The 23,763-nt window shown below is 51.2% G+C and carries 23 protein-coding genes; 5 read left to right on the top strand and 18 right to left on the bottom strand.

The window, feature by feature from the left end:
- Window positions 1-46: 46 nt before the first annotated feature.
- Both PHE17_RS03250 and PHE17_RS03245 read left to right on the top strand, forming a co-directional pair.
- On the top strand, window positions 47-742 hold the full coding sequence (locus PHE17_RS03250) for a hypothetical protein (RefSeq protein WP_301014381.1): 696 nt from the start codon (window positions 47-49) through the stop codon (window positions 740-742).
- A gap of 12 nt (window positions 743-754) precedes the next feature.
- Window positions 755-1,174, top strand: coding sequence for a hypothetical protein (locus tag PHE17_RS03245; protein WP_301014380.1), 420 nt, complete (start codon window positions 755-757; stop codon window positions 1,172-1,174).
- 41 nt (window positions 1,175-1,215) lie between these two features.
- Here PHE17_RS03245 and PHE17_RS03240 read toward each other — a convergent pair whose 3' ends face one another.
- The 18 genes from PHE17_RS03240 to PHE17_RS03155 all read right to left on the bottom strand — a co-directional run bounded on the left by PHE17_RS03240 (window position 1,216) and on the right by PHE17_RS03155 (window position 18,562).
- A complete protein-coding gene (locus PHE17_RS03240; protein ID WP_301014379.1) occupies window positions 1,216-1,707 on the bottom strand; it encodes a hypothetical protein in 492 nt (163 codons plus the stop codon).
- Window positions 1,704-2,162, bottom strand: coding sequence for a CopD family protein (locus PHE17_RS03235; RefSeq protein ID WP_301014378.1), 459 nt, complete (start codon window positions 2,160-2,162; stop codon window positions 1,704-1,706). Before PHE17_RS03235 ends, PHE17_RS03240 begins: the two co-directional genes overlap by 4 nt.
- 52 nt (window positions 2,163-2,214) lie before the next feature.
- Complete coding sequence (locus tag PHE17_RS03230; RefSeq protein ID WP_301014377.1) at window positions 2,215-4,419, bottom strand: polysaccharide biosynthesis tyrosine autokinase; 2,205 nt, start codon at window positions 4,417-4,419, stop codon at window positions 2,215-2,217.
- Window positions 4,420-4,622: 203 nt separating this feature from the next.
- A complete protein-coding gene (locus PHE17_RS03225) occupies window positions 4,623-5,717 on the bottom strand; it encodes an acyltransferase (RefSeq protein ID WP_301014376.1) in 1,095 nt (364 codons plus the stop codon).
- Between the two features lie 15 nt (window positions 5,718-5,732).
- Entirely contained in the window at window positions 5,733-7,133 is a 1,401-nt protein-coding gene (locus PHE17_RS03220; protein WP_301014375.1) for an undecaprenyl-phosphate glucose phosphotransferase, read from the bottom strand.
- 300 nt (window positions 7,134-7,433) lie between these two features.
- Complete coding sequence (locus PHE17_RS03215; protein ID WP_301014374.1) at window positions 7,434-8,273, bottom strand: glycosyltransferase family 2 protein; 840 nt, start codon at window positions 8,271-8,273, stop codon at window positions 7,434-7,436.
- The gene (locus tag PHE17_RS03210) at window positions 8,273-9,199 is read right to left on the bottom strand and encodes a glycosyltransferase family 2 protein (protein WP_301014373.1); all 927 of its coding nucleotides are present in this window, start codon (window positions 9,197-9,199) and stop codon (window positions 8,273-8,275) included. Before PHE17_RS03210 ends, PHE17_RS03215 begins: the two co-directional genes overlap by 1 nt.
- Window positions 9,196-9,654, bottom strand: coding sequence for a DapH/DapD/GlmU-related protein (locus PHE17_RS03205; protein ID WP_301014372.1), 459 nt, complete (start codon window positions 9,652-9,654; stop codon window positions 9,196-9,198). Before PHE17_RS03205 ends, PHE17_RS03210 begins: the two co-directional genes overlap by 4 nt.
- A 2-nt stretch (window positions 9,655-9,656) precedes the next feature.
- On the bottom strand, window positions 9,657-10,979 hold the full coding sequence (locus tag PHE17_RS03200) for an O-antigen ligase family protein (protein ID WP_301014371.1): 1,323 nt from the start codon (window positions 10,977-10,979) through the stop codon (window positions 9,657-9,659).
- A gap of 7 nt (window positions 10,980-10,986) precedes the next feature.
- Window positions 10,987-12,270, bottom strand: a complete 1,284-nt coding sequence (locus PHE17_RS03195; RefSeq protein ID WP_301014370.1) for an oligosaccharide flippase family protein — start codon at window positions 12,268-12,270, stop codon at window positions 10,987-10,989.
- On the bottom strand, window positions 12,267-12,740 hold the full coding sequence (locus PHE17_RS03190) for a glycosyltransferase (RefSeq protein WP_301014369.1): 474 nt from the start codon (window positions 12,738-12,740) through the stop codon (window positions 12,267-12,269). Before PHE17_RS03190 ends, PHE17_RS03195 begins: the two co-directional genes overlap by 4 nt.
- A complete protein-coding gene (locus tag PHE17_RS03185; protein ID WP_301014368.1) occupies window positions 12,737-13,201 on the bottom strand; it encodes an oligosaccharide biosynthesis protein Alg14 in 465 nt (154 codons plus the stop codon). Before PHE17_RS03185 ends, PHE17_RS03190 begins: the two co-directional genes overlap by 4 nt.
- Window positions 13,198-14,154: a class I SAM-dependent methyltransferase gene (locus PHE17_RS03180; protein WP_301014367.1), complete on the bottom strand. Its 957-nt coding sequence runs from the start codon at window positions 14,152-14,154 to the stop codon at window positions 13,198-13,200. The genes PHE17_RS03185 and PHE17_RS03180 overlap by 4 nt, the downstream gene beginning before the upstream one ends.
- On the bottom strand, window positions 14,154-15,218 hold the full coding sequence (gene rfbB / locus PHE17_RS03175) for a dTDP-glucose 4,6-dehydratase (RefSeq protein WP_301014366.1): 1,065 nt from the start codon (window positions 15,216-15,218) through the stop codon (window positions 14,154-14,156). Before rfbB ends, PHE17_RS03180 begins: the two co-directional genes overlap by 1 nt.
- Window positions 15,215-16,090, bottom strand: coding sequence for a dTDP-4-dehydrorhamnose reductase (gene rfbD / locus PHE17_RS03170; protein WP_301014365.1), 876 nt, complete (start codon window positions 16,088-16,090; stop codon window positions 15,215-15,217). The genes rfbB and rfbD overlap by 4 nt, the downstream gene beginning before the upstream one ends.
- Complete coding sequence (rfbC, locus tag PHE17_RS03165; protein ID WP_301014364.1) at window positions 16,087-16,635, bottom strand: dTDP-4-dehydrorhamnose 3,5-epimerase; 549 nt, start codon at window positions 16,633-16,635, stop codon at window positions 16,087-16,089. Before rfbC ends, rfbD begins: the two co-directional genes overlap by 4 nt.
- Entirely contained in the window at window positions 16,632-17,513 is an 882-nt protein-coding gene (gene rfbA, locus PHE17_RS03160) for a glucose-1-phosphate thymidylyltransferase RfbA (protein ID WP_301014363.1), read from the bottom strand. The genes rfbC and rfbA overlap by 4 nt, the downstream gene beginning before the upstream one ends.
- 92 nt (window positions 17,514-17,605) lie before the next feature.
- Window positions 17,606-18,562 (bottom strand): helix-turn-helix transcriptional regulator, encoded by a 957-nt coding sequence (locus PHE17_RS03155; RefSeq protein ID WP_301014362.1) that lies wholly within the window; start codon window positions 18,560-18,562, stop codon window positions 17,606-17,608.
- Window positions 18,563-18,742: 180 nt separating this feature from the next.
- On the opposite strand from PHE17_RS03155, the gene PHE17_RS03150 reads away from it, so the two are divergent.
- The 3 genes from PHE17_RS03150 to PHE17_RS03140 all read left to right on the top strand — a co-directional run bounded on the left by PHE17_RS03150 (window position 18,743) and on the right by PHE17_RS03140 (window position 23,759).
- Complete coding sequence (locus PHE17_RS03150; RefSeq protein ID WP_301014361.1) at window positions 18,743-19,105, top strand: hypothetical protein; 363 nt, start codon at window positions 18,743-18,745, stop codon at window positions 19,103-19,105.
- 130 nt (window positions 19,106-19,235) lie between these two features.
- Entirely contained in the window at window positions 19,236-19,595 is a 360-nt protein-coding gene (locus PHE17_RS03145; protein ID WP_301014360.1) for a hypothetical protein, read from the top strand.
- 9 nt (window positions 19,596-19,604) lie between these two features.
- Window positions 19,605-23,759, top strand: coding sequence for a tetratricopeptide repeat protein (locus tag PHE17_RS03140; protein WP_301014359.1), 4,155 nt, complete (start codon window positions 19,605-19,607; stop codon window positions 23,757-23,759).
- The last annotated feature ends 4 nt before the right edge of the window (window positions 23,760-23,763 follow it).

The raw sequence follows: 23,763 nt of genomic DNA, 5'->3' as shown, positions 1-23,763 counted from the left end.
AGACTTAAAGCGTCATCAATGGAGTTGATATTTTAAGGATAATGCCATGAGCGATTTATTCTCCAAGTATGCCCACCAAAAAATGCTGGATTTGTACCAGCACCACGAGCACGAAGTCGGCAGCGAGTTGTACAAGGAAGACCCGCAACGTTACGCAGGCTACCAACGCACCAATTGCATTACTTACGCACTGAATTGTATTTCCTACGGTTTTACCCGCGCAGGTGATAACCGCGCCGCGCGTGAAGTGTGGAAAAACATCGTCAGCGGCGTCAATGTCATTTCCTACCTAGCGACCGAGCACAATTGGGAGTGCATTTACATCAACCCGGATACCCGCAACCCGGAAGATGGCGACCAAGAACACCCGTTTTCATGGTATCTGGTGAAGAAATACCACAACTATTACAAGTTGCCGGTTTCGTTTGTGGCGGTGGATTACCGCCCGACCCAAGGTGAAGGCGTCACGTCCCCTACGCCACTGAATGCTAAAGACATTGCTTTGCTGAATTTGATCAAGTTCGGTTTCGGCATCTCACGCGGCGGGGTGCATACGTGGGTATTTTCAGCAGGTTCGGTATACGAAGTCCACTGGTACGGTATAGGTGATGATTTGTACGAAAAGTCCCCGCTGGTGGATTTCGCATGGCTCAGTGGCGTCATTGCCGTGCCACCGGAAACCGCCAAACAGTTGCGTGCGGCTGGTTTGACCCGCAGTTTTGTCCCTTCATCCCCCGTATAAAAGGTAGTTGCCATGTGGCGTCGTTATATTGCTTTGTTGCTTGTTTTGCTGGGGTTATTGGGCTGCGGTGGTCGTCCGCTAGCGAAAAACACGCTCGTTTTTGATTATGCTGCATTTGGCCCGAGTGCGCTGTCCTACGAAGTGTTGGGCAATGAATGGTGGCAATGGCAACCGCAAGGCGACGGCAATCCTGATACCCGTTACCCCATCAAAGTGGTGGTGTATTGGGATGTGCCGCTGACTATCGTCAAGCAGTCATACCCGGTTGTGCAGGAAGAACAGCAAGATTACCGTTACCTTGAGCGCGGCAAGGCGCTGGCATTCCTTGAGGGCGCGATCCGTGATGCCAAGGATTTTCAGGCAGCGCAGGGTGGTGATTTGCTAACGCTTTTGCAGGCAACACAGCAGCAAATTGAGGCGAGCGGGAAGTAAATTCCGTTATTTTTCAGCACATTATACTGCGTTGCTTACGGTCATTGGCGCAGTGTGTAAACGATTTGGTCGTCGGTAGTCAGCAGCCCATGCTGGATAAGCCATGCTCGGGCATCTTCCGCATCTTGATGGAACCACGCCGCCGCAGAATCAAGGCGGAAGGTGTACCCCCACGTATCCATGTCCTGCATCATCCGTTCTCGCCCCATGTGCGGAAGTTGGTCTGCCAACAGGATTTGCAGATAACAGACCGCATCTTCTTCTGCAAATTCCCCGCCCGCATCGGTATGGAGGACAGCGCGGCGTTCCTTGTCCATGCAGATGGTATGGCAACCTTCGTGCAGGATCGAATGGATCGGCGAGTCCATTCGTGCCAGTACGTTCAGGCCGATGATCCCCGCTTCCGTTTCATGCCAATAGCTACCGGGAATGGGACTTTGCTCCGCAACCAGTTCAAACTGCAAACCATAACGGGCGAATAGGGCAGTCATTGGCTCTACCCCGACATCGGCTAAACGTACTACATCGTTCACAAGAAATATTTACCTGCTGCGGCAATCGTGACAGTCAGCAGGCCAATGCTGAGGTTGACAGCGATAAGGGTGCGGATGCGGGCGAGGGCTTTGCCTGCTTCCTGCCAACGCATACCTAATACATATTCACGAAGATGCTGGTAAGGGGAAAAATAAACGTAGAAGAATATCAGCATCATGACCAGCCCAAGGCCATTCATGATATGGACAAACACAGGAACATTCGCCATGCCGCCAAAATAGACAAATAGCATCCAGTAGCCGGAAGCAAGGATAGCGATGATTGATGCCCACACCCAAGGGAAGAAACGGGCAAAGACATTAGACCACAAGGTCAGGCGTTGGGAGGGTTCAAGTACCGCAGCAGCGGCGGGGCGGAGTGCCATATAGGCGAAAAACATGCCGCCGACCCAAATGACGACGGCAAGGACGTGAAAAGCTAACGCGACTGACAAGGTGATTCTCCTTAAATTTCAATCGCGTCATTTTACCTGCATTGCTGGATGATTACAGCAATCTGAGGCTACGTAGGGTTGTTACTACCGCTTTTTTGCCTGCTGAATGCGGTTTGCTTTTATCCGTATTGTAGTAGTAATCTGAGTAGTCATAACCATAGCCGTAGCTGCTGCCACGGTGCAGGGCAACGCGGTTCAACAAGATACCGGAAATGGTTGCATGGGACTGGCGTAAACGCTTCAAGGCATTGTTGACTGCGCCCAAACGGGTGCTTTCAGCACGTACCGCGATTAAGGTCGCGTCAGCGAGGGAAGACAGTACCAGCGCATCGGCTAGACCCAGAATCGGTGGGCCATCCAGAATGATTTGGTCGTATTCCCCGCGTGCGCTGCTGAGCAATTCGCGCATGAGTGGGGATGACAACAGTTCGGAAGGGTCTTCCGGCAGTACGCCAGCCGGGATCAGGTTGAGGTTACTGACTTCGGTGGACTGTACTAGCGTATTGATGCTGGCGTTGCCCTTCAGGTAATCGGCTAACCCCGTTGGTGTATTGATGTCCAGCATTTTGTGTAGGGACGGGTTACGCAGGTCGGCATCTATGAGCAATACCCGGCTACCCGCATTGGCGTAAGCGCAAGCCAGATTTGTCGCCGAAGTACTTTTACCTTCCCCTGCACAGGCGCTCGTGACGAAAATAACCGCGTTGTTTTCAGTCCTTAGGATGAAGCGCATGGCTGTCCGCAAAGACCGGAATGCCTCAGCAATGCTGGACTTGGGTTCCTTGATCGTCAATTGGGCAAGTTGGCTAGGGGTGCTGTTCAGGATTTCAGGCACAATGCCCAAGACCGACAGTTGGGTAGTGCTTTCCAATTCATTAATACTTTTGACCTTATCGTCCATAAATTCGCGCAGGAATGCGCCAGAAATGCCCAGCAACAAGCCTAACAACGCACCAAATGATAAGTTGGTCATCAGGTTGGGTTTGAATTTATTGACGGGAACTTGTGCCCGGTCAATGACGGAAATATTGTTGGAGGTCATGCCCCCCGCAATGCTGATTTCTTTCAGACGTTGCAGAAGTCCTTGGTACAATTCCTGATTGGTGTCAACTTCACGTTGTAGTGTGCTGTGACCAATGATCTTATCTTGCTCTTGAAGCGCTTCCGTTTTGGCTCTGGCGGTGCTTTCATGAATGGCTGCTTCCCTCCGTTTGATGCTCGCCAGTTCTCCACGCAGGGATGACAATTTGTTGTCTACTTCGACTTGAATTTCACCTTCTTTTTGGCGGATCAACTTGCGTTGGGCTGCGCTCGGATTTTTGTCTTGCAAGGCTTTCAGGTGGTCAAGGTTTTGCCGCATGGTTTGCAGGTAAGCGGCGTTATCTTCCAATACCCCAAAGCGGTCAGCCAGTTTGCGGGTTTTATCGTTGAGTAGCTCATATTTGCTTTCGTTTTCAGAACGTTGCTTCTGTACCAGTAGCAGTTCCTCGGTCAGCTTTTTGAGCTTTAATGAGGCGATGGTTTCACCTTTGCCGTCTACCGGGATGATGCCGTGTTCTCTGGAGTACGATTCCAGCTTTTGTACGGATTCGTCTAACTTTACCCTAGCTTCCGTGATGCTGATGTTAAGGTAATTTTTGACATCATTGGTCGCTGTAATCCGACGATCCATGTTCATTTTTTGGAATATGTCGACCACTGCATTGGCGATTTCTGCCGCCTGTTCTGGGTTGGATGAGTCGTAACTCACCGCAGCAAGCCGGGAGTTTTTGATGGGTTCAAGGTTCAGGTGTTCCAGTAACAGTGTCTCAAGAGCCATCTGTTCATTGGTATTGTCAGTCAGACCTAACCATTGTTTGAACTGACCGAAGAGGGAAACATTGGAGAGTTTTTCTTTTAATTTAAGCTCTTCAATGACTTTTGCTGCTAACGCACGGCTACGGATTAGCTCAAATTGTGTTTGGTAGAAATCCCGTGTGTCGCGGATGTCACCTGCGCCAAGAAAGTCTATTTCCACCGCTTTGGTGGGTTCGCGTTCGATTTGCAGGGTGGCGGTAGCGCGGTAGACATTCTTGCTGGCAAGCGTAACTGCCAGTGTCAACAGGAGTGTTGTACCACCGACCAGCATGATCATGCGTTTATGGCGTACCAGCGTGTTCCAAAATTCACGTAAATCCAAGGTATCCTGCGATTTTACGTCGGAGCGTTGGAGGTGGCTGCTACGGTTCTGAAGCGTATTGTGTTTATCTTGTTGCATGGTCGTATACGTCTAATGTTTAGTAGAATTACTGGATCAGCAGCATCAAAGTTTTCGGGAGTCACTGGCCCGCCACCGGATTGTAGCAAGTCTTGTGTGATTTGGCTGACAAACTTGTTGATGAATATCGGCTGAATATATCATTGCTTCGTGCCTTCCAATTTTCAGATTTATTGCCCTAAGTCTGCCGCTAGCCCGGTTTTCTAACCAGATTTATCGGATGAACTGCCAAATGCGTTGATAAAGCGTCTTGATGGTGTCTCAATGAACCAAAAGGACAAAATAGCAGCACCCGTCAGGCAGGCTACGAACAGGTAAAAATACAGGGCGCTATCGGGGGCAATCCAATGGGATGCCACTTTTTCATAGATGCCATGCAGTGGTTTTTGCAGGATATACAAGGAAAAGCTGGCTTCCCCCAGCAGTACCAACCATTTGTGTTGCAGCCACACGCTCAAGCGCGAAGTGTTCATCCCCAACAGCGTGATGAAAGCCAAAAACAGCGGGGCAATCAAGCCGTTAGTGTAGTCAAAGGCTATCCCCGTATATTCAATCAAAGTCGGGCGTATTGCCAGCAGTAAAACAATCAAGCAGCTCACTAAGAACAATCCTTGGGCGTTAAGGGCAGGGCGGGCAAGGAACTGAAGTTTCCCTTCCAGTAGCCATGCACCGATGATGAAACCCATCAGAAAGGTGTTGAGGTGCATGAGTGGGTTGTAAAAGATGAAATCATGCAGCGCGGAAAAGGGCTCATAATCCGGCGAGTTCAGCAACAAGGTGTGCAGGGTTTGGGTTGCCAGCCAGAAAACGGCAGCAAGACCCGCCAGCAACACCAAGTGGTGGCGTTTTGCTAATAGGATCAGGAGTGGGAAACTTAAGTAGAAAAACGCTTCGACGGAAAGTGACCAACCCGGTGCATTGAGGGTTAGCGGATAGCCGGGAATCCACGCCTGTAACATGCCTAAGCTCAATGATACCGTCAGGGGATCACTACCCGCAGCCCCCAGTTTGGCGGTAATCATCAGTAACAGGGCAAGCAAGTATACCGGATAAATCCGTGCTACCCGCGCCAGCCAATAACGTCCTGAACGGAATGCGCCTTGTTTGTCGGGGCGGTAATAGGCAATCGCCATAATGAAGCCAGACAACACGTAAAAGTAGCTGACAGCAATCGGGCCTGCGGTTAGGACAGGTTTCAGCAGCGCTATGTTTGCCGGGAATACCTGACTCCCATAGTGGAAAAATACTACGCTCAGGGCAGCGATATAACGAGTAAAAGTAAGTTGTTCGAGCTTCACTGGTAGTACGGCAATTTAGTATGCATTTTTGTCATACAGAGTTTTGAAGGCTGTGACAAAAATGATTTTTATATCCAGCCCAAGGCTCCAGCGGTGGATGTATTCCATGTCGTATTCCACGCGCTTTTGCATTTTGAACAAGGTGTCGGTTTCCCCGCGCCAGCCGTTGATTTGTGCCAAGCCGGTAATGCCGGGTTTCATCAGGTGACGCAGCATGTAGCCGGGAATCAGTTGGCGGTATTCTTCGTTGTGGGCAACCGCATGGGGGCGTGGCCCGACAATGGACATATTGCCTTGCAGTACATTCAAGAACTGGGGCAGTTCATCCAGTGAGGTTTTCCGCAGGAATGCGCCGATACGGGTAATGCGGCGGTCGTTGCGGGTAGCTTGTTTGATATCGTGACCGTTCTCACATACCGTCATGGTGCGGAATTTTAATACATCAAATTTTTCCCCGCGCAAGCCATGTCGGGTTTGCCTAAACAGTACTGGGCCAGGGGAAGTGAGTTTGATAATGGCAGCGATGCTCAGCATCAGCGGGGAAACCAACAAGAGGATCAGCATCCCACAGATCACATCCTCAATGCGCTTGATGAACGCATGTTCTACGGATAAAGGGGAGTCATAAATACACAGTACCGGCATGTTGGCAATTTCCAGTAAGCGGCTGTGCAGCAAGGAGCTGGTAAAGTTATCAGGAATCAGGCGGATGGGGGTGATGGTGTCGGATAGTTGGTTTATCAGGTTTAGTGAGGTGGATTGCTGATCCCTTGATGGGGCAAGGTAAATCTGATCCCACTCGCCGTTACGTGCCGCTTCCATCATTGCTGACTGTCCGCCAATACAGGCATATTGGTTGGGCAAGGTGACGGTTTGGGCGGTTTCTTCAAGGTCGTAAAAGCCTGCAATCTGGAAGCCTGAGTCCGGTTGTTTTTCCAGTGCTTCAGCAAAGCGTATGCCTTGCTCGGTGATCCCCGCGATAGCGACTGTGCGGTTATTGATGCCGACCCGTTTGAGGCTGGCTTGTAGGGTGCGCAACGCATAGCGGTTAACGATCAAGAGGACGGGTGTAACAAACAACCAACTGATCAGGACGAAACGGGAAAATTGCCCAGAGGTTTTTGCCGCAAAAATGACAAAGATCAGGAACAAAAACGTGGTTAGCCAAGTCACAATGAGGCGGATGACTTCATCGCGAAAGAACGGGCGTCCACTCCATGAGGTATAGATGTCGGTGAAACGGCCTACCATGCCAAACAACAGGGATGCACCAAAGCCAGCGGCGAGGTATCCATCAATGTTGTATGCCTTGGAGTACAAGGATGCGAGTATCAAGATACCAAGGATAATCAGGGTATCCGCAGTACGGTAGATTAGTTCGGAGCTAATTTTTTTGTCTACCTTGATATTGTCCATTCAACCATTATCCTCTGTTGATGGCCGCGCCTTGAGCCATCATGGATTTTATTGTCACTATACCTGCATGAGGCAATGCCGAGCTGTTGTAGGAACGCAACAGCCTGCACCCGGCATTTTGCTCATCGGGCTACGATGTACAGGGTTATGTTACCGATTTGCTGTACAAATATAATAAAAATACTCAGCCATTCATGACACTCAGGCTGCAAACATGCTCTTAATAATAGACCATTTGGGCTGTATTTGTCGCAAAAAACACACAAGCGGTTGCGTTTTCTCGATCAATTAAATCTGTTTCTACCCGGTCGGTTCTTGACGGGATGTCTGGTCTTTTTCCCATCTATAGGTTTTCAGGCTACGGTACTGCCATGCAGCCCGGATACGCACCAAGGTTGCAATGCACAGGTAGGTTAGTACAGGGATGAACTCCCTGCTGAGCAATTTATCCCGCAGAATGCGCGAATACGGTTTTTGCTCTTTGCGGGTACATAAGCCGGTTGCCGCCAGTTGCATATTGCCTAAGCGTGCCCGCGTTTTAATCTTGATCAATGAGGCTAGATTGTGCGGTGCTGCAATGTATACGTAAGTGCCGGGTACGTTGCGTCGCTCACTACGGTCAAACTGGCAGCGCACAAAACCGTCATCATTAATGATGTCAGGGAAACGGCTGAAGCGTTGGTGGCCTGCTTCGCTGATGACATAGCTACAGGTGGCAACCACGCCGTCGCGGATATACGGTAATTGTAGCCAAACCCGGTAAAATTGCCTGACTGCCCATGAAGAGTGGGAAGTGTCGATGACGGGTTCCGGTGCGGCAAGTAGGGTTTTGCCATCTGCCAATGCTGAGGAAATGTCCTGTATGGCATTGGCGGAGAGGCGTGTATCGGCATCAATGTAGAACACAGGCCAGCTTGTGATGTGCTTTTCTGCCTCATTCAAGGCGTTGACCTTGGAAGGGATGGCAATGTCCAAACAAATGGCTTGCGGATAATGAGTGCGCACGATGTCGGCGGTGCTATCCGTGCAGCCATTGCAGGCCACGATCAGGGTATCCAGCTCTGCTTGTCCATTCAAACTATCCAAACAGCGGCGGATAACGCTGGCTTCGTTATGGGCGGGGACAATAACCGTTGCCATCAGCGGTATCCTTGTAGCCAGTCGGTACGTTGCGCATACACGTTTTGCCATTCACTGCGCTGTGCTGAACCCGGTTTCAACAGGGTATGCAGCAAGTGTTTGTTGAGCACATACAAATACAGCATGAATTTGTAAGAGGGGCGTTTCCACGGGCTAATGTGGCGGTTGATCAGTTCCACTTTGCCTTTCAATAGCTTGATCATCTTACCTGAAAACTGGTTATGGCTGACGCCGCCGTGGTGGACAATGCGGGCATCCGGGGTGACGATGGGTTGGTAGCCCAGTGCTTTTGCCCGTAGGCAGTAGTCGGCTTCTTCGGCATACATGAAAAAGCTGGCATCAAGTCCGTCCAGTTTGTCCCACAGTTCGCGGGTGGTGAGGAAGAAACAGCCTGATACGATGTCAACTTCCTTAACACTATCGCGCTGCCAACCGCCGTAATTGGCGTGGTTGAACAGGCAGGAATGGCTAAACAGCTTGCTCAAACCAAGGGCACTGAACAACAAGCTAGTAAAGGTTGGTTTTGACCAAGCGTGCTGGGTGTTTAAGCTCTGGTCATTATTCAAGGTGACGCCGCTCCAAATGCCATTGCTAGGGTGTTGTTCGGCAAAGTGCAGTAGGCGGTCAATGGCGGAGTTCTGGATCAAGGTATCCGGGTTCAGCAATAGCAGGTATTTGCCACTGGCTTCGGCAACGCCACGGCGCACACCTCCGGCAAATCCCGGATTTTGGTCAGAGGCAATCAAATGCACTTGCGGAAAGCGCTGACGGATCATGGCAACGGAATTATCGCTGGATGCATTGTCTACCACGATAATTTCAAATTTGCACAGGTTGGTTTCGCGCAGGACAGATTCCAACGCCCGTTGGATGTACGGTGCGGTGTTGTAAGACACCAGAATGATGCTGAGATCAGGGGTGCTCATGCCAGTCTCCCGTAGGCGATGGTCTGGATGCCGGAACGCAGCACTTTTGCCGGGTTGCCGCCCACAATGCAATTAGACGGGACATCTTTAGTCACGACGCTGCCAGCCCCGACGATCACCTGATCACCGATAGTGATGCCGGGTAAGATGATCGCGCCGCAACCAATAAAGCAGTTCGCCCCGATGCGGGTAACTTGCTCAAAGCCACCCCCGTGCCGCCGGGTCGCGTAGTCATGGGCGAGGATGATGGAATCGAAAGCAACATAGGTTTTTTCGCCAATTTCAATGCAACGTGGGTTGGTCTTGTCCAGACGCGCTTTGAAGGAAATGCGTACATCCGGGGCGATTTTCATCCCGTAGAGGGTGCGGAAGTGCCAAGTGCGTAGCCACAGCAAGCTGTCGCGGAACCATACCAGCCACATGAACACTCGTTGGTTGACAAAGCGTAATCTCATGGTCAATCGCCATCCTTGCGGGTTATGTCTGTGTCAGTATCGGCAATCGCTTGCTCGGTTTCCAATTCTTCCGCTTGGCGGTTCCAGATCGGATAATCTTTTGCCCAACTGATTGCGCCAAGGGTAAAAAAGAACATGGGTTGCAGCTTGCCGAAGTAGTCGACGGTAAAGCCAATCAGGATCAGGGAAAAGAACGACATTACCCATGCTGCCACCATCCAGCGTGTCGTGTCGCCGTGTTTGTGTAACAGGTTCAGGGCATTAAACGACGCATACAGGCTGGCGAACAATAGCAATGCTGCGGCAAACAGCCCGTGTTGCAGCGTTAACAGCAGCCAGAAACTGTCGATGCTGTTACCGAACCAACTGGCGATCCAGTACGGGCGCGTCCAGTCGTGCAAGCCGGGGCCGATCAAGCCAATGCCGAAAATTGGGTTTTCCGCAATGTCGTCCATGCTGTATTCCCACTGCAACATGCGGAAATAGCCGGTATTGGGGTTAAAGGTCAGGTACGAAATCAGGATGCCGAAAAATCCTCGGTTGGAGAAGGCATTGATCAGGAGGGATACCGACAGACCCGCAAACAGCAGGGCAATCCATAAACGCCGGGCGCTATTCCAGAACTTGACCAACACTGCAATGACCGATTGGAAAATCAGCGACAGTAACGGTGCGGAAGATAGGGTCAGCAGCATGGATACAATCAAGGCAATGACATTGACACCTGCCACCATGCTACGGGTGCGCCGCAACAGCATAAAGGCAAATGGAAAACACAACGCCAGCAAGGAACCGTAGAGGATCGGGTGCTCGAACAGGCTAGTCGCCCGCATGACGCCATTACGGATGTAATAATGCATGTACAGGCGGAAATCCAGTGCGTCATGCCCGGTAATCTGTTTGGCAATTTCATGCAGGAAACGGTGCTGGGCGAATGCCTCATACGCCGCAAACAGGGTCAGGGATGCCAACGTAACAATGAACATCTGGTTGATTTGGTAGAAACGTTCCGGGGTGGTGATGTACATCCGTGCCAAGAAAAATGCCCCGAGCGTCTCAATGGCATAAATACCGCTGGATTCAACAGCTTGTTGCAGATCATGGTTATGCCAAATACTGGCAAATGCCAACACCAATAAACCGATCAGGCAGACATCAACAATATCAGCCCGTTCCAGCATGGCCTTGAAATTCAGCAAAGTATGGAGCAGTGCAATCCCCAGCACAATGCGGTAAGGCTCAATCCGCACTGACCCTGCCATCGTATAAAACTCGACCGGAATAAAGACGGACACAACGAACAGGATGGCAAGTAATCTCAGCATGATACCTCTATGATAGCTTTCCCGGTGTGCTCAGCAGGTGGTTCCTGAAAAACAGCCCGATTACGCCCCCCGTCATCAGCAGGTTGGCAATTAAGGTCGAACTGGCTGCCCCTTCAATCCCATAGCGTGGGATTAGCACCAAATTGGCAATGACATTCACCACCAACGCTCCCATGAGCATGATATTCAGGTAACGCACCTGTGACTGGATGATGAACATGAACGAAAACGTCAAGCTCAATGCCCGCGCCAACTGCGCCACCAGCAGGATGGCAAGAGCTGTTCCCGCTTGCACGTATTCGGGCTTGAACACTGTCAGCAAAGTATTACCCAGCGCCAGTAACAATAGCGTTACACCCCCCAATATGCCAGCCACCAACCCAGTCGATTGCCAGAAGAAACGCCTTACAGCTTCCGGTTTATGCTGGTGGATAGCGAGTAAGCGTGGGTAAATGGTGGCATCCAGCGCCCCCAAGAAAAACAGGCTAACAAATGATAACCGCGCCGCGACGGTAAATAGCGCCACATCCGCATTCTTTAACAACAATCCGGTGAGTAAGGTATCAGCCCATAGCATCAGGAATGAAAAGAACGATACTGGAGCCAATGGCAGCGACTGGCGCAATACTTCCCTGATTCTGAAGCGGGTTGTCACGGCTGGATGCAAGGTGTGTAACCACGGACGTAACCAATGGAATGAAGCCAGCCCCGCCAATGCCAGTGAAACGGTGTACAGCAACAGGTAGTTTTGCTCTTGCCGATATACTAACCAAAACAGCAACAGCAGCAGCATGTAAGCAATGGCAGGCAGCGAATTTTGCACCAAAATGGAATGCGACGTATGCCGGACAGCTTTGAGGAACGCCGAGTTCAACATCACCAGATTGAAAAACAAAATACCGCTGCTAGCCAATAACAACGGCAGCAGCCGGATCGCGTCATCGAACAGCCAGTGTTGCATGACCGGGATGAAAACAAGCCAGCCGAGGATGAATGCCCCGCTGCTCAGTAATACCATGCGGTAAGCGTCACGCAGATAGACACCCTGCTCAGCACTATTGTTTTCTTGCACCCGTGCCACATCGCGCACGATCCATTGTTCCACGCCCAAACGGCTGAACAGCGAAACACCCGTCACCAGTGTCATCAGCATGAACACCATGCCTGCCTCGCTCATTGGCAAGGTGCGGGTCAGCACGATAGCCACGGCAAAGTTCAACCCCACGCCCGCAAACCGCGTCACTGTGGATAGCATACTGGTCAAGAGCAGGGAAGGATTTTTCAGGTTCATGTGCGGATGGCCTGATCAATGAAATCCGCTAACGCTTGCCGCCGGGAGTCTGGTGCGGCACTGGCGGCTTGCAGTTCGTGCCGCCGATCCAACAGCGCGTATAATTCATCTTGTGTGGAAGCGGTGTAAACGCCGGGTAATTTGCCCATCCATTCCAGCCCGTCAAGCTGGTGGTCATTGCGGTGCTCGCCCAGTGCGTGCTGGCGGTTCATCACAATAATCGGGGTATGGTTTTCCAGTGCGGTAATGATGTTGCCCATACCCGCATGGGAAATGATCAGTTCGGCGGCCTGCAAATGCTGGTTGAAAGTCGTGGCAGGCATGAAACGTTCCCAGCGTAAATGCTGCGGCAGGTATTCACCTCCAGCAATCTGTGCTACGCCTTGCTCGTGGTTTTGCCCCACCCAAGCATCCACATAGCTGATCAGTCGGTCAAAGGGAAATTGTGTACCTACCGCGACGAAAATCACAGCACTGCTCCCTTGAACAACACACTTTGTCCATCGCTTAAATGTTCCCATTGGGTCAGGAATACATCAGCCTGTTTCTGCGCGAGCCGTCCGGCGCGGGAAATTTGCCGCACGTTGGCAATGCTGTCCACCCAGATGGTACGGATGCGCAGTAGTTTTCCCAACCAAACCGCCACCGCACCGGGAGCCGCGCCAGTGGAAAGGATGGCTTGTGGGCGTTCTTTCAGCAGGATATACAAAACTTGCAGGGTGCAGGGGATGAGCCGCCATTTGTCATCGGCGCTGACATCGGTGATCGAATACACCTTGCGTCCGCCCAAGGTTGCTGCGGAGTTGAACAGGGTATTCGGCATGGCATAGATGATGCTGTAGCGGTCTTCCAGCCGTTCACACAAGCGCGTCAGTTGTATCCAATGCCCGCCGGGAGAGGAAATCGCGAGCAGTTTCGGGGGGGCGTTCATCCCGGTTTCCTTAAATAAAAGGCCGCTTGGTCGCCTTGGTTCAGCGCATTCAGTTCGCGTGAGCGGGCTTCAAAGTCCCGGATTTTATGGGGGCTAAACGGCGAATCCTTGGGCGATTCAGCATACGAGCGTGGGTCACGCAGCGGGATATTTTGTTCGTATTGTTCGCTCCCCCAGAATTGCAGGGCGAAAGAATCGTACACCGTCTGTTCTAAGGTAAAGCCCACCTTACCCGCCAATACTTGCATACTTTTGACCGAATGCAGGTACAAATGGCGCGGCGCATCCAATTGCACCCAATGCACACCGTAATGCTGCCACGCAAAGGACGACACGGTAGGAATACGCACCAGCGCTACACCACCGGGCTTCAGGATATTGAATGCCTGTTGCAAGGTAGCCCGTTGGTCGGGCAAGTGCTCAAAGGAGTGGTGGAACATCACCACATCCCATTGCCCTTGCTCACTGAAAATATCGCGTTTTTCAATGCGTAAGCCATTGGAGTAGGCAATGTTTTCGCGGTTGAACGGGTCAATGCCCAGTAGGTTTTTGAAGCCAGCCCCGTACAGCGACAGCAGTAAATGCCCCGTGCCGCAGCCTATATCCAGAATGCGGGTATCTTTAGTAATTTTGAGCGGACGTAAGCTAGCGAGTTTGGCATTCGGGGCAAAGAAATTTACCAGCCGTCCAAACTGACCCGTCCCGGTAGCAGCCCACGTATCCCGCAGCCGCATCAGTGCCTTTTTTAGCGAATTCCCCGCTTTTGCTGCATCGCTGTAGGAGTAGTAGTTTTCTGGGTAATAACGTGCAAGGTCAGGTGGAATGGTGACAATTTGCAAGCAGCCGCACTGTTTACACTCAAAATAACGGTGCTCGTCCCGTAGGCCGAGCATCATTTCCTTGGCGGTGTAGGTGCGGTGTTCGTGGATCGCGCCACAGATGCGGCACTCCATCAGGCTTTACCGTGCGTGCCAAACAGGGTCACGCCGTCTTGCCAGAATTCTGGGCGTGCCAAATACCAATCCAAGGTTTTCGCCAAACCCGATTGGAAGGTTTCCGCAGGCACATAGCCCAATTCGCGGCAAATCTTGCTGTTATCAATCGCGTAACGGCGGTCGTGTCCAGGGCGGTCAGCCACATAGGTGATGTGTTGGCGGTGCGGTACTTGCGGTGAATAGGGGAAACGCGCGTCCAGTAAATCGCACAATTCATGGATCAGGCTCAGGTTAGCCTGTTCGTTGTTGCCGCCGATATTGTAAGTTTCGCCCACGCGCCCGGTACGGATGATCAAATCAATCCCCCGGTTATGGTCATCCACGTACAGCCAATCGCGGATTTGTTGTCCATCGCCGTAAATTGGCACAGCTTGGCCTTGCAGCAAGCGCGAAATCGCCAGCGGGATCAACTTTTCCGGGTACTGGTAAGGGCCGTAGTTATTGGAGCAGTTGCTGGTGGTGGTTTGCAGCCCGTAAGTGTGCTGGTACGCCCGTACAATATGGTCAGACGAAGCTTTGCTGGCAGCATACGGCGAGTTCGGCGCATACGGAGTGGTTTCAGTAAAGGCCGGGTCAGTTGCAGACAGCGTACCGTACACTTCATCGGTAGAAACGTGGTGGAAGCGGTGCGCAAATCCCGGTTTTTCATCCAGCCATACGATTTTCGCCGATTTCAACAAGCTATGTGTACCGTCGATATTGGTGCGCAAGAATGCATCTGGGCCGTAAATCGAGCGGTCAACGTGCGATTCAGCGGCAAAATGCACGATGGTGTCGATGCCTTCCTCACGCAACAACGTTTCTACTAGCGGCTGGTCGAGGATGTCGCCATGCACGAAACGGAAATTGCTTTGCCCTTCCAGCATTTGCAGGTTTTCGTAACGGCCTGCATAGGTGAGCGCGTCCAATACCACGATGCGGGTATCGGGATAAGTGTCCAGCCAATAATGCACAAAGTTTGTGCCGATAAAGCCAGCGCCGCCAGTCACCAGCAATGTGTTAGGTTGGTAAGTTGTTGTCATGTGTTGGTAGCCTGTTGTTGCAGTTGGGCGAGCATTTGCCGTAGGCGTGGACGCCAGTGTGGCAAAGTGTAGCCCAAGGTATTTTCTGTTGCGCGTTTGTCCATCACGCTATAAGCCGGGCGGCGGGCAGGGGTGGGGTATTCCTCTGACCGCAATGGTTTGACCGGGATTGCCTTGGTGAGCAAACCAATGGCAAGTGCCTCTTCCTGAATGGCAATGGCGAAATCGTACCAGCTTGCCACACCATTATCCGAGCAGTGGAAGACGCCCTGCGGTTTTTGTGCGATGAATGACCATATTGTGTCAGTCAGTGTGCGCGTCCACGTCGGTGTACCAATTTGGTCAGCGACTACGCCCAAGGATTCACGCTCTGCCATCAGCCGCAGCATGGTTTTGACGAAATTGTTGCCGTAAGCGGAATACAGCCACGAAGTGCGCACGATCGCGGCAGTGGGGCAATATTCCTGCACGGCTTGGTCGCCCGCGAGTTTGCTTGCGCCGTACACGCCTAACGGTAGTGGGTTAGCATCCGGCAAGTACGGGGTGGATTGCTGCCCATCAAACACGAAATCAGTGGAAACGTGCAGCAGGTAGATGCCGCGCCGCTGGGCTTCCCTCGCCAGGGTGGCTGCTGCCAAATGGTTGATGGCATACGCCCGGTCTGCATCGCTTTCAGCCTTGTCCACGGCGGTGTAAGCCGCAGCATTAATAATGGCATCCGGCTGATGTGCATCCAACGCAGCTTTGACTTGCTCCGGCTGGGTAATGTCCAGTGTGGTGTAATCGGTGGGGATCAGCGTAATGTGCGCTGGACAGGTGGCTTGCAGTTCCGAACCCAGTTGCCCGTTCGCACCAGTGAGTAATATTTTCATGGGAAAGTCTCCGCGTCTTGCCACAGCTTGCCTTCCGCATCTTTGCCGGATACCAGCGGTGCTTGCCCATCGACCAAAGGCCAGTCAATTGCCAAGGTCGGGTCATTCCAGCGGATGCAGCATTCGTGTTCGGGGGCGTAAAAATCAGTGCATTTATACAGGAAGTCTGCCGACTCGCTCATCACGTAGAAGCCGTGGGCAAAACCGGGTGGAACCCATAACATGCGGTGGTTTTCATCTGACAATTCCACACCGACCCATTGTCCGAAGGTGGGAGAACTGCGGCGTACATCCACTGCCACGTCAAATACCTTACCGCTGGTGATTCGCACCAGTTTGCCTTGGGTTTGTTGCATTTGGTAATGCAGCCCACGCAGGATGCCTTGGCGCGAACGGCTGTGGTTGTCCTGTACGAAGTTCAAATCCAGCCCCAGTGCGGCGAATTTCTGCGCGTGCCAGCTTTCCATGAAAAAGCCACGCGGGTCGCCAAATACCGCAGGTTCGACAATCTTTACGTCAGGGATGCGGGTATTGACCAGTTTCATGCCAACAACCCCGTCAGGTAGATGCCGTAACCGCTTTTCATCAGCGGGTCAGCCAGCCGCAGCAATTGCTCGCCATCAATGAAACCCATGCGCCAAGCGATTTCTTCCGGGCAAGCGATTTTCAAACCTTGGCGTTCCTCAATCACGCGGATGTAGTTGGAAGCGTCCAGTAAGGAAGCATGAGTTCCGGTATCCAGCCACGCTGTGCCGCGCTTGAGCATTTCTACCTGCAATTGCCCGCGTTCGAGATAAATTTGGTTGACGGTGGTAATTTCCAACTCGCCACGCGGGGAAGGGCGTACTTCGCGGGCGATGTCCACCACTTGGTTATCGTAGAAATACAGGCCAGTGACGGCGTAAGGGGAGCGCGGTTCCTGCGGCTTTTCCTCAATGCTCAACGCTTTGCCGTAGTCATCGAATTCCACCACCCCGTAGCGTTCTGGGTCGCGCACGTAATAGGCGAAAACGGTAGCACCCGTCTCCTGTTTAGCCACAGTTTGCAAGCGGCTGGATAGCCCTTCGCCGTAATAAATATTGTCGCCAAGGATCAAGGTAGCAGGGGAGTTGCCGAGGAATTCCGCACCGATCAGGAAGGCTTGTGCCAGCCCTTCCGGTTTGGGTTGCACGGCGTATTGGATATTCAGTCCCCATTGCGCCCCGTCGCCCAGCAAATTTTGGAACTGCGCAGAATCTTCCGGCGTGGTGATGACCAAGATGTCGCGGATACCTGACAGCATTAGCACCGACAGCGGGTAATAAATCATCGGCTTGTCGTAGATCGGCATCAATTGTTTACTGACTGCGCGGGTCAGTGGGTAGAGGCGGGTTCCGCTACCTCCGGCGAGGATAATGCCTTTGCGGTTCTGGTTATGCTGCATGGGTTTGGCTACTTTGCTGTATTGGCTTGCGAAGTTGCTAATTGTAGACAACCTCACGAAAATGTCAGCTAATTCCGGCAATCGGCTATGTTTTATTGGCTCAGTTGCGGGCGCATGTCGGCATTGAAGTTTTCCAAGATGGCCTCGCCGTCTTCGGGGCTGCGTTTCACGACCTCTTGATAGAAAAACCGCACGGATTGCTCGATGCTGCTGCCTTGCTGGATCAGTTCCAAGGCTTCCCTTCCGATTTTTATCAGGGTAACGTCAGCATCTAGGGTTTTTACATTGGAATAAAAGTTGAAAACTTCTTGGCAGATGGTTTCGCTGCGGATTTCCAGTAACACGTCCCCTTGGTCGTATTGCATGACCGGGGCGAGCATGATCAGTGTGGATTTTTCCGGTAGCAGTTCCAGATTGGGGAAACGGCTCATGCGCGGGAACGATGCCCGTGAAAAAAACCGCAGGCGTTTGGCGAAATTTCTCCGAAAATGTCCCAAGTACTTGTCCAGTGTGCTGATTTTCATCGCATTGTCGTAGCGGCTGATCGGTGAAAACAGGAAGTTGAGCAACGCATCCAGCGTGTAAAAATGGGTTTCCGCGTAATTGGCTTGAGTGATCTGCTGAAACCGTGGGCTACTCGTTTCTGCAAGAAAAAAGGATGAAGGCAGGTGACTAAATGCCAATATTCGCCCTTTATTTTCCATTTCACACAGGTACTGGTCAGCCTCTGCATCAGTGGGGAAGTGCTGCAAGCGCATTTCGCTTTTGCACAAGGACTGGAAGTGCGGTTTCAGCAACGTGCCGATGTCGACGTTGAACTGGTGTGCGTAAGCCAGCATTCTGGGGACATCCAGAATGGATTCTTCACGTTCCAAGCGTGAAATGTCAGATTGTTGGATGGTAAAGCCTGTCCCCATGTGGGGTTTGAGTGGTGCTTCCAGTAAGTCAGCCATCTCAGCCTGCGTTTTGTCCAGCTTTTCCCGCAATTCCCGCAGCTTCTGCCCCTGCTGCGGGATGTGCTGGGCTTGTTTTTTGTTGCCCCGATTCATGATGCTCACTTTTTAGTGATATTAATTGGTTTAATTTTATGCCATATATTCTACCAATATGCAAACTTTTCATACAGCATTAGCTGAACGATAACTGAATGAAACGTTAACAACCGCTCATCGTTAGAGGCTAATATTTGCTCTGAACAAAATAATGTCAACACGAATGGAGCGAACCCAATGAAAGTAACCTTAATAATCGTTTGTGCTTCCTTTTCAATGCTTTCCCTGCAAGGCTGCGGAGGCATGTCGGCTGCTGGCAACCCAGTACCAGCAAGCATCTGTGCCGCACCACAGGTTATCCACCCACTTGATCGGCGGGTCACTCGCGGCACGCCAGAGCGGGTTGGCTACAAACAGGATGTGGCGACTGTTGACGCCAGTCAGGGCGGGAATACTGCCGATAATATGGTGAACATCCCAGAGGAACAAGCGCCTGCTACCGACACGGCAGGAAGACACGATAATATGCGTGAATTGGTTATCAATGGCCTGTTCATGCTGGCGAGCAAGTGTGTCGAGTTTGGGCACTGCGGCCTGTAATGCAGTTCGGCTGGCGGGATTGGTAAGGTTCACCTCCCCAATCCCGCCACTTATCAACGTGGCACAAGGCTTGGCTATCCGTGTGCTACACTCGGGATCATTCACAACAATACGTAACGGGAGGATAACTATGGATAATTTAGGTTCTTGGATCGAACACCTTAAACACCCAATGGTACTTGCGGGCTTTGTCCTGTTTGTTCTTGTGGGGCTTCTCAAAGTTTTCATGGGTAACAACGAGTTAAGTGAAGCAAACGAGCGCTTGCTGCACAAAGGTATGAATTTCGTGTTTGTTCTCGGTGTACTTATTATTGTCGGCGGATTTGCTTACAGCATCGTGCAAGCCCCAGCAGCTACGCCAAGTGTGGCGGGTTCTACCACTACTTCAGCCCCGGTGACAACGGGCAACCAAAGTCCAGTGGTAAACGGTAGCCAAGGCGATGTTAATATGAATTTCGGTAGCCCTCCTCCTACTCCCAACAAATATTAAAGGTATCCCATGCGCGTAGCCGTGCTTTGCAGCGTCTTGCTGCTGACTGCTTGCGGGGAAAAGGAGCCGGTTGCCCCGCCAGCCCATACCAGTGGCGCTCAAAGCGCGGTTATCAACGACGTAACAGGCAACGTCAACATCCAATACAAGGATGACCATTCCGCCGTCGATGTACCTGCCAAAGAAATTGGCACGAATGGCGACCAAAGCCCCATCATCAATCAAGTCAGCGGCGATGCCAGCGTCCAATACGTCACCAACTTCTACGGCGCAAATGCCGAAGAAGTCAAACACCTGCAAGACGACCTCAAGCTTTCCAAACAAGCCGCCGAAGCCCTATTGAAAAACCTTGCTGACAAAAACGTGGCAATGGAAAACCGTACCCAAGAGTTCGACAGTCTGGCGCACAAATACGCCGATTTGCAGCAGGGCTTGGGGGAGTATTCCACGACCGATGAACTGGCGTCGCAAGCCAAAAAGGAACTGCAAGCAGGTAACTTGGACAAAGCTGAAAGCCTGTTGGAACAAGCCTACGAGCGCGACCAAAAACTGGCTGACAAGCGCTTGGGGCAACATTCGATGCTACTGGCGGAATTGAGTGAGTTGAAACTCGACCGCAGTAAATCTATCGAACGCTACCAAACGGCGGTCAAACAGCAGCCGGACAACCTGCAAGCATGGCAAAACTTAGCAGAGCTGGCGGAGCGGATGGGAGATACCACCTTGGCTCTTAATGCTTGGCAGCAATTGGGAAAGAATGCCGATGTCACCAAAAATACGACGGCACACTTCAATGCGCTTATGGGTGAAGGCAATATTTTGAGTCTCCACGGACGCAATGCCGAAGCACTGGCACGCTACCAATCAGCCCAAACATTCGCCCAACAACTTGCCATAAAAGAACCCGCTAATCCCGATATTCAAGATGATCTTGCGGTTACGTTTGACAGGATGGGTGATATATACCAAGCCAAGGGTGACAGCAATGCCGCACTTAATAGCTACCAAGCCTCATTGGAAATCCGTAAGAAATTAACAGCCATTGATTCCAACAATGCTTCATGGCAACGGAGTCTTACGGTTAGCTTTGACAATATTGGTTATATTTATCAAACTAAAAGTGATAATAATGCCGCGTTCGATGCTTTTCAGAATGCACTGACTATTCGCAAGAAACTCACCCAGCTCGATCCTAATAACACTGATTGGCAGCTCACCTTGTCAGTCAGTTTTAAAAATATTGGCAAAATATACCAAGCCAAGGGTGACAACAAAGCCGCACTGCAATCCTTTCAAGACTCGCTTGCTATTAAACAAAAACTCAGCAAACTCGCACCCAACAATACCCAATGGCAAAACAGTTTAGCCGCAGGTTTTGAAAAAGTGGGTGATGCACACCTTGTTAATGGTGATAATCAGGCAGCACTCAAAGCCCAGCAAGAAAGCTTCGCTATTCACCAACGCCTCGCCGACCTTGATCCTAACAATGTTGAATGGCAACAAAATTTATCTGTCAGCCACAGCCGTATCGGTAACATATACCAACTTAATGGCGATAATTCCGCAGCACTGAAGGCTTACCAAGCGGCATTGGTGATCGACACACGGTTAGCCAAACTTGACCCCCAAAATGCCCACTGGCAAGGCAATGTAGCATCAAGCTACGGAAGTCTTGGTGAGGTATACCACAATAGTGGTGATGACCCCGCCGCACTCAAAGCCTTTCAAGATGGATTGTCCATTAGCCAGACATTGGCGCAACGTGACCCCGACAATACCGAGTGGCAAGGTAACTTAATGGGCTACCAAACCGAAATTGGTAACATTCACCTAGCCAATGAAAACAACCCCGCAGCCCTTAAAGCCTTTCAAGAAGCCCTAGTTATTGCCCAGCGTTTGGCGAAGCTCGACCCTAATACAGTGAGATGGCAAACAGGCATCGCCATGAATGACTATAATCTGGCGCTTCTCCAGCCCGACCAGCACAAAGCTCTGCTCAGTGATGCGTTAGCAATCCTGCAAAAGCTGCAACAGGAAAATCGTCTGCCTGCCGATAAAAAATCATGGGTTGCCCTGATCAGTAAAGAGCTTAATCCAGCAGCCACAACCACGGATCAAGCCCCTGTAGTTCAGGGTGTAGACGGACAGGCCAACATCCAGCACATTACCACCGCCAACGATAAGGTGATTGAGAAAACCGAGCAAGCTCCCGCAGCCTCGTCTCAAGCGGCTGACGCGGCACTTCAAACTTCTGGCGACCAAAGCGCGGTCATCAATGGTGTCAAAGGCAATGTCAGCATCCAATACGTCACCAACTTCTATGGTGCAGATGCCACGGCAGTCAAACAGCTTCAGGATAAACTTCAACTCAACAAGCAACAGGCGGAAGCCCTGCTTAAAAATCTTGCCGATAAAAACATTGCGCTGGAAAACCGTACCCAAGAATTTGAGGCGCTCGCCAAAACCTACATCGACCTGCAAACCCGCTTGAGCAGCTATGCTGCCACCGACGAATTAGCGCAGCAGGCACAGCAAGAGTTACAGGCAGGCAATTTGGATGTCGCTGAAACGTTGTTGCAACGCGCCTATGAACGTGACCAAAAACTGGCGGACAAGCAACTGGCACAACATGCCTTTGACCTTGCCGAAATCAGCGAACTCAAACTTGACCATGCAAAAGCCATCCAGCGCTATCAAGATGTGGTCAAACGCCAACCCGACCAATTGCAAGCATGGCAAAATCTGGCAGAAATCGCGAAAAAGAGCGGTGACACCACGCTCACCCTCAACAGTTGGCAGCAAATGGGTAAAAACGCGGATAAAACCAGCAACCCAACGGAATATCTCTACGCACTGGAAGGCGAAGGTGAGCTATTGAGCTTGCAGGGTAACAATGCCGAGGCAATGCCTATTTACCAGTCTGCCCAAGCCTTTGCACAACAACTTATCCTCAAAGAACCGGATAATCTCAACTGGCAAAACCGGCTATCCATCAGTTTGGATAACATCGGTAAATTATACGAAATGAATGGCAACCATGCGTTAGCACTCAAAACATTTCAAGATTCGTTGGCAGTTCGACAAAAACTTGTCCAGCACGAACCCGATAACACCGATGGGCAACTCAATCTTTCGATGAGCTTCGACAATATCGCACGTATGCACCAAGCCAGTGGTGACAATCCCGCCGCGCTTAAAGCGTTTCAAGACTCCCTCGCGATTAGCCAGAAACTCGCAAAACTCGACCCCAATAAGACCCTCTGGCAACGCAACCTAGCCGATAGCTTTAACAACGTCGGTGAAATATACGAAACCAATGGCGACATCGAATCAGCACTTAAGGCTTTTCAGGAATCCCTCGCGATTAACCAAAAACTGGCAAAACTTGACCCGAATAATACCCACTGGCAACGCGAACTGTCGGTGAGTTTCAATAAAGTGGGTGATATATATCAGGCTAAGAATGATAATGCCGCTGCACTTAAAGCCTTTCAGGATTCTGTCGCCGTTAGCTTGAAACTTACACAACTCGATCCCAAAAATACCCAATGGCAAGATGATCTGGCGGTCAGTTTTGACAATGTGGGGGATGTCGCCCAAACCAGTGGCGACAATGCGGTCGCGCTGCAAGTCTTGCAGGGTTCATTGGAAATCCGTCAGAAACTCGCACAACACGACCCTAGCAATACCGATTGGCAACGTAACCTTGCTGTCAGCTTTGAACGGGTTGGCAGCGTACATCAAGCCAATGGCGATAATGCCGCCGCGCTGAAAGCCTTTCAGGATTCTTTGGGTATCCGGCAGAAACTTACGCAACTTGACCCCCAAAATACCCAATGGCAACGTGACCTATCGGTTGGCTTTTATGTACTTGGCGGTATCTACCAAGCCAGTGCAGATAAGCCAGCCGCACTCAAAGCTTTGCAAGATTCCTTAGACATCAGCAAAAAACTGGCAGAACTTGATTCCAGCAATAGCCAATGGCAACTGGATGTAGCGATAAATTGTTATGAAATTGCACAGTTACAGCCCGGTAAACACGATGAGCTGCTACGCGATGCTCTCGCTATCTTTGAAAAGTTGCAACGCGAAAATCGTTTGCCAGAAGATAAAAAGGTATGGTTCGTAGCAACACAACAAGCCTTGAACAGTGACAAACCATAGCAAG

This window comes from Thiothrix sp., assembly GCF_028714775.1.
In the GTDB taxonomy this organism is placed as follows: Bacteria; Pseudomonadota; Gammaproteobacteria; order Thiotrichales; family Thiotrichaceae; genus Thiothrix.
Note: the sequence above shows the minus strand (reverse complement) of the source record. Positions and strands in the feature narration are given on the sequence as shown.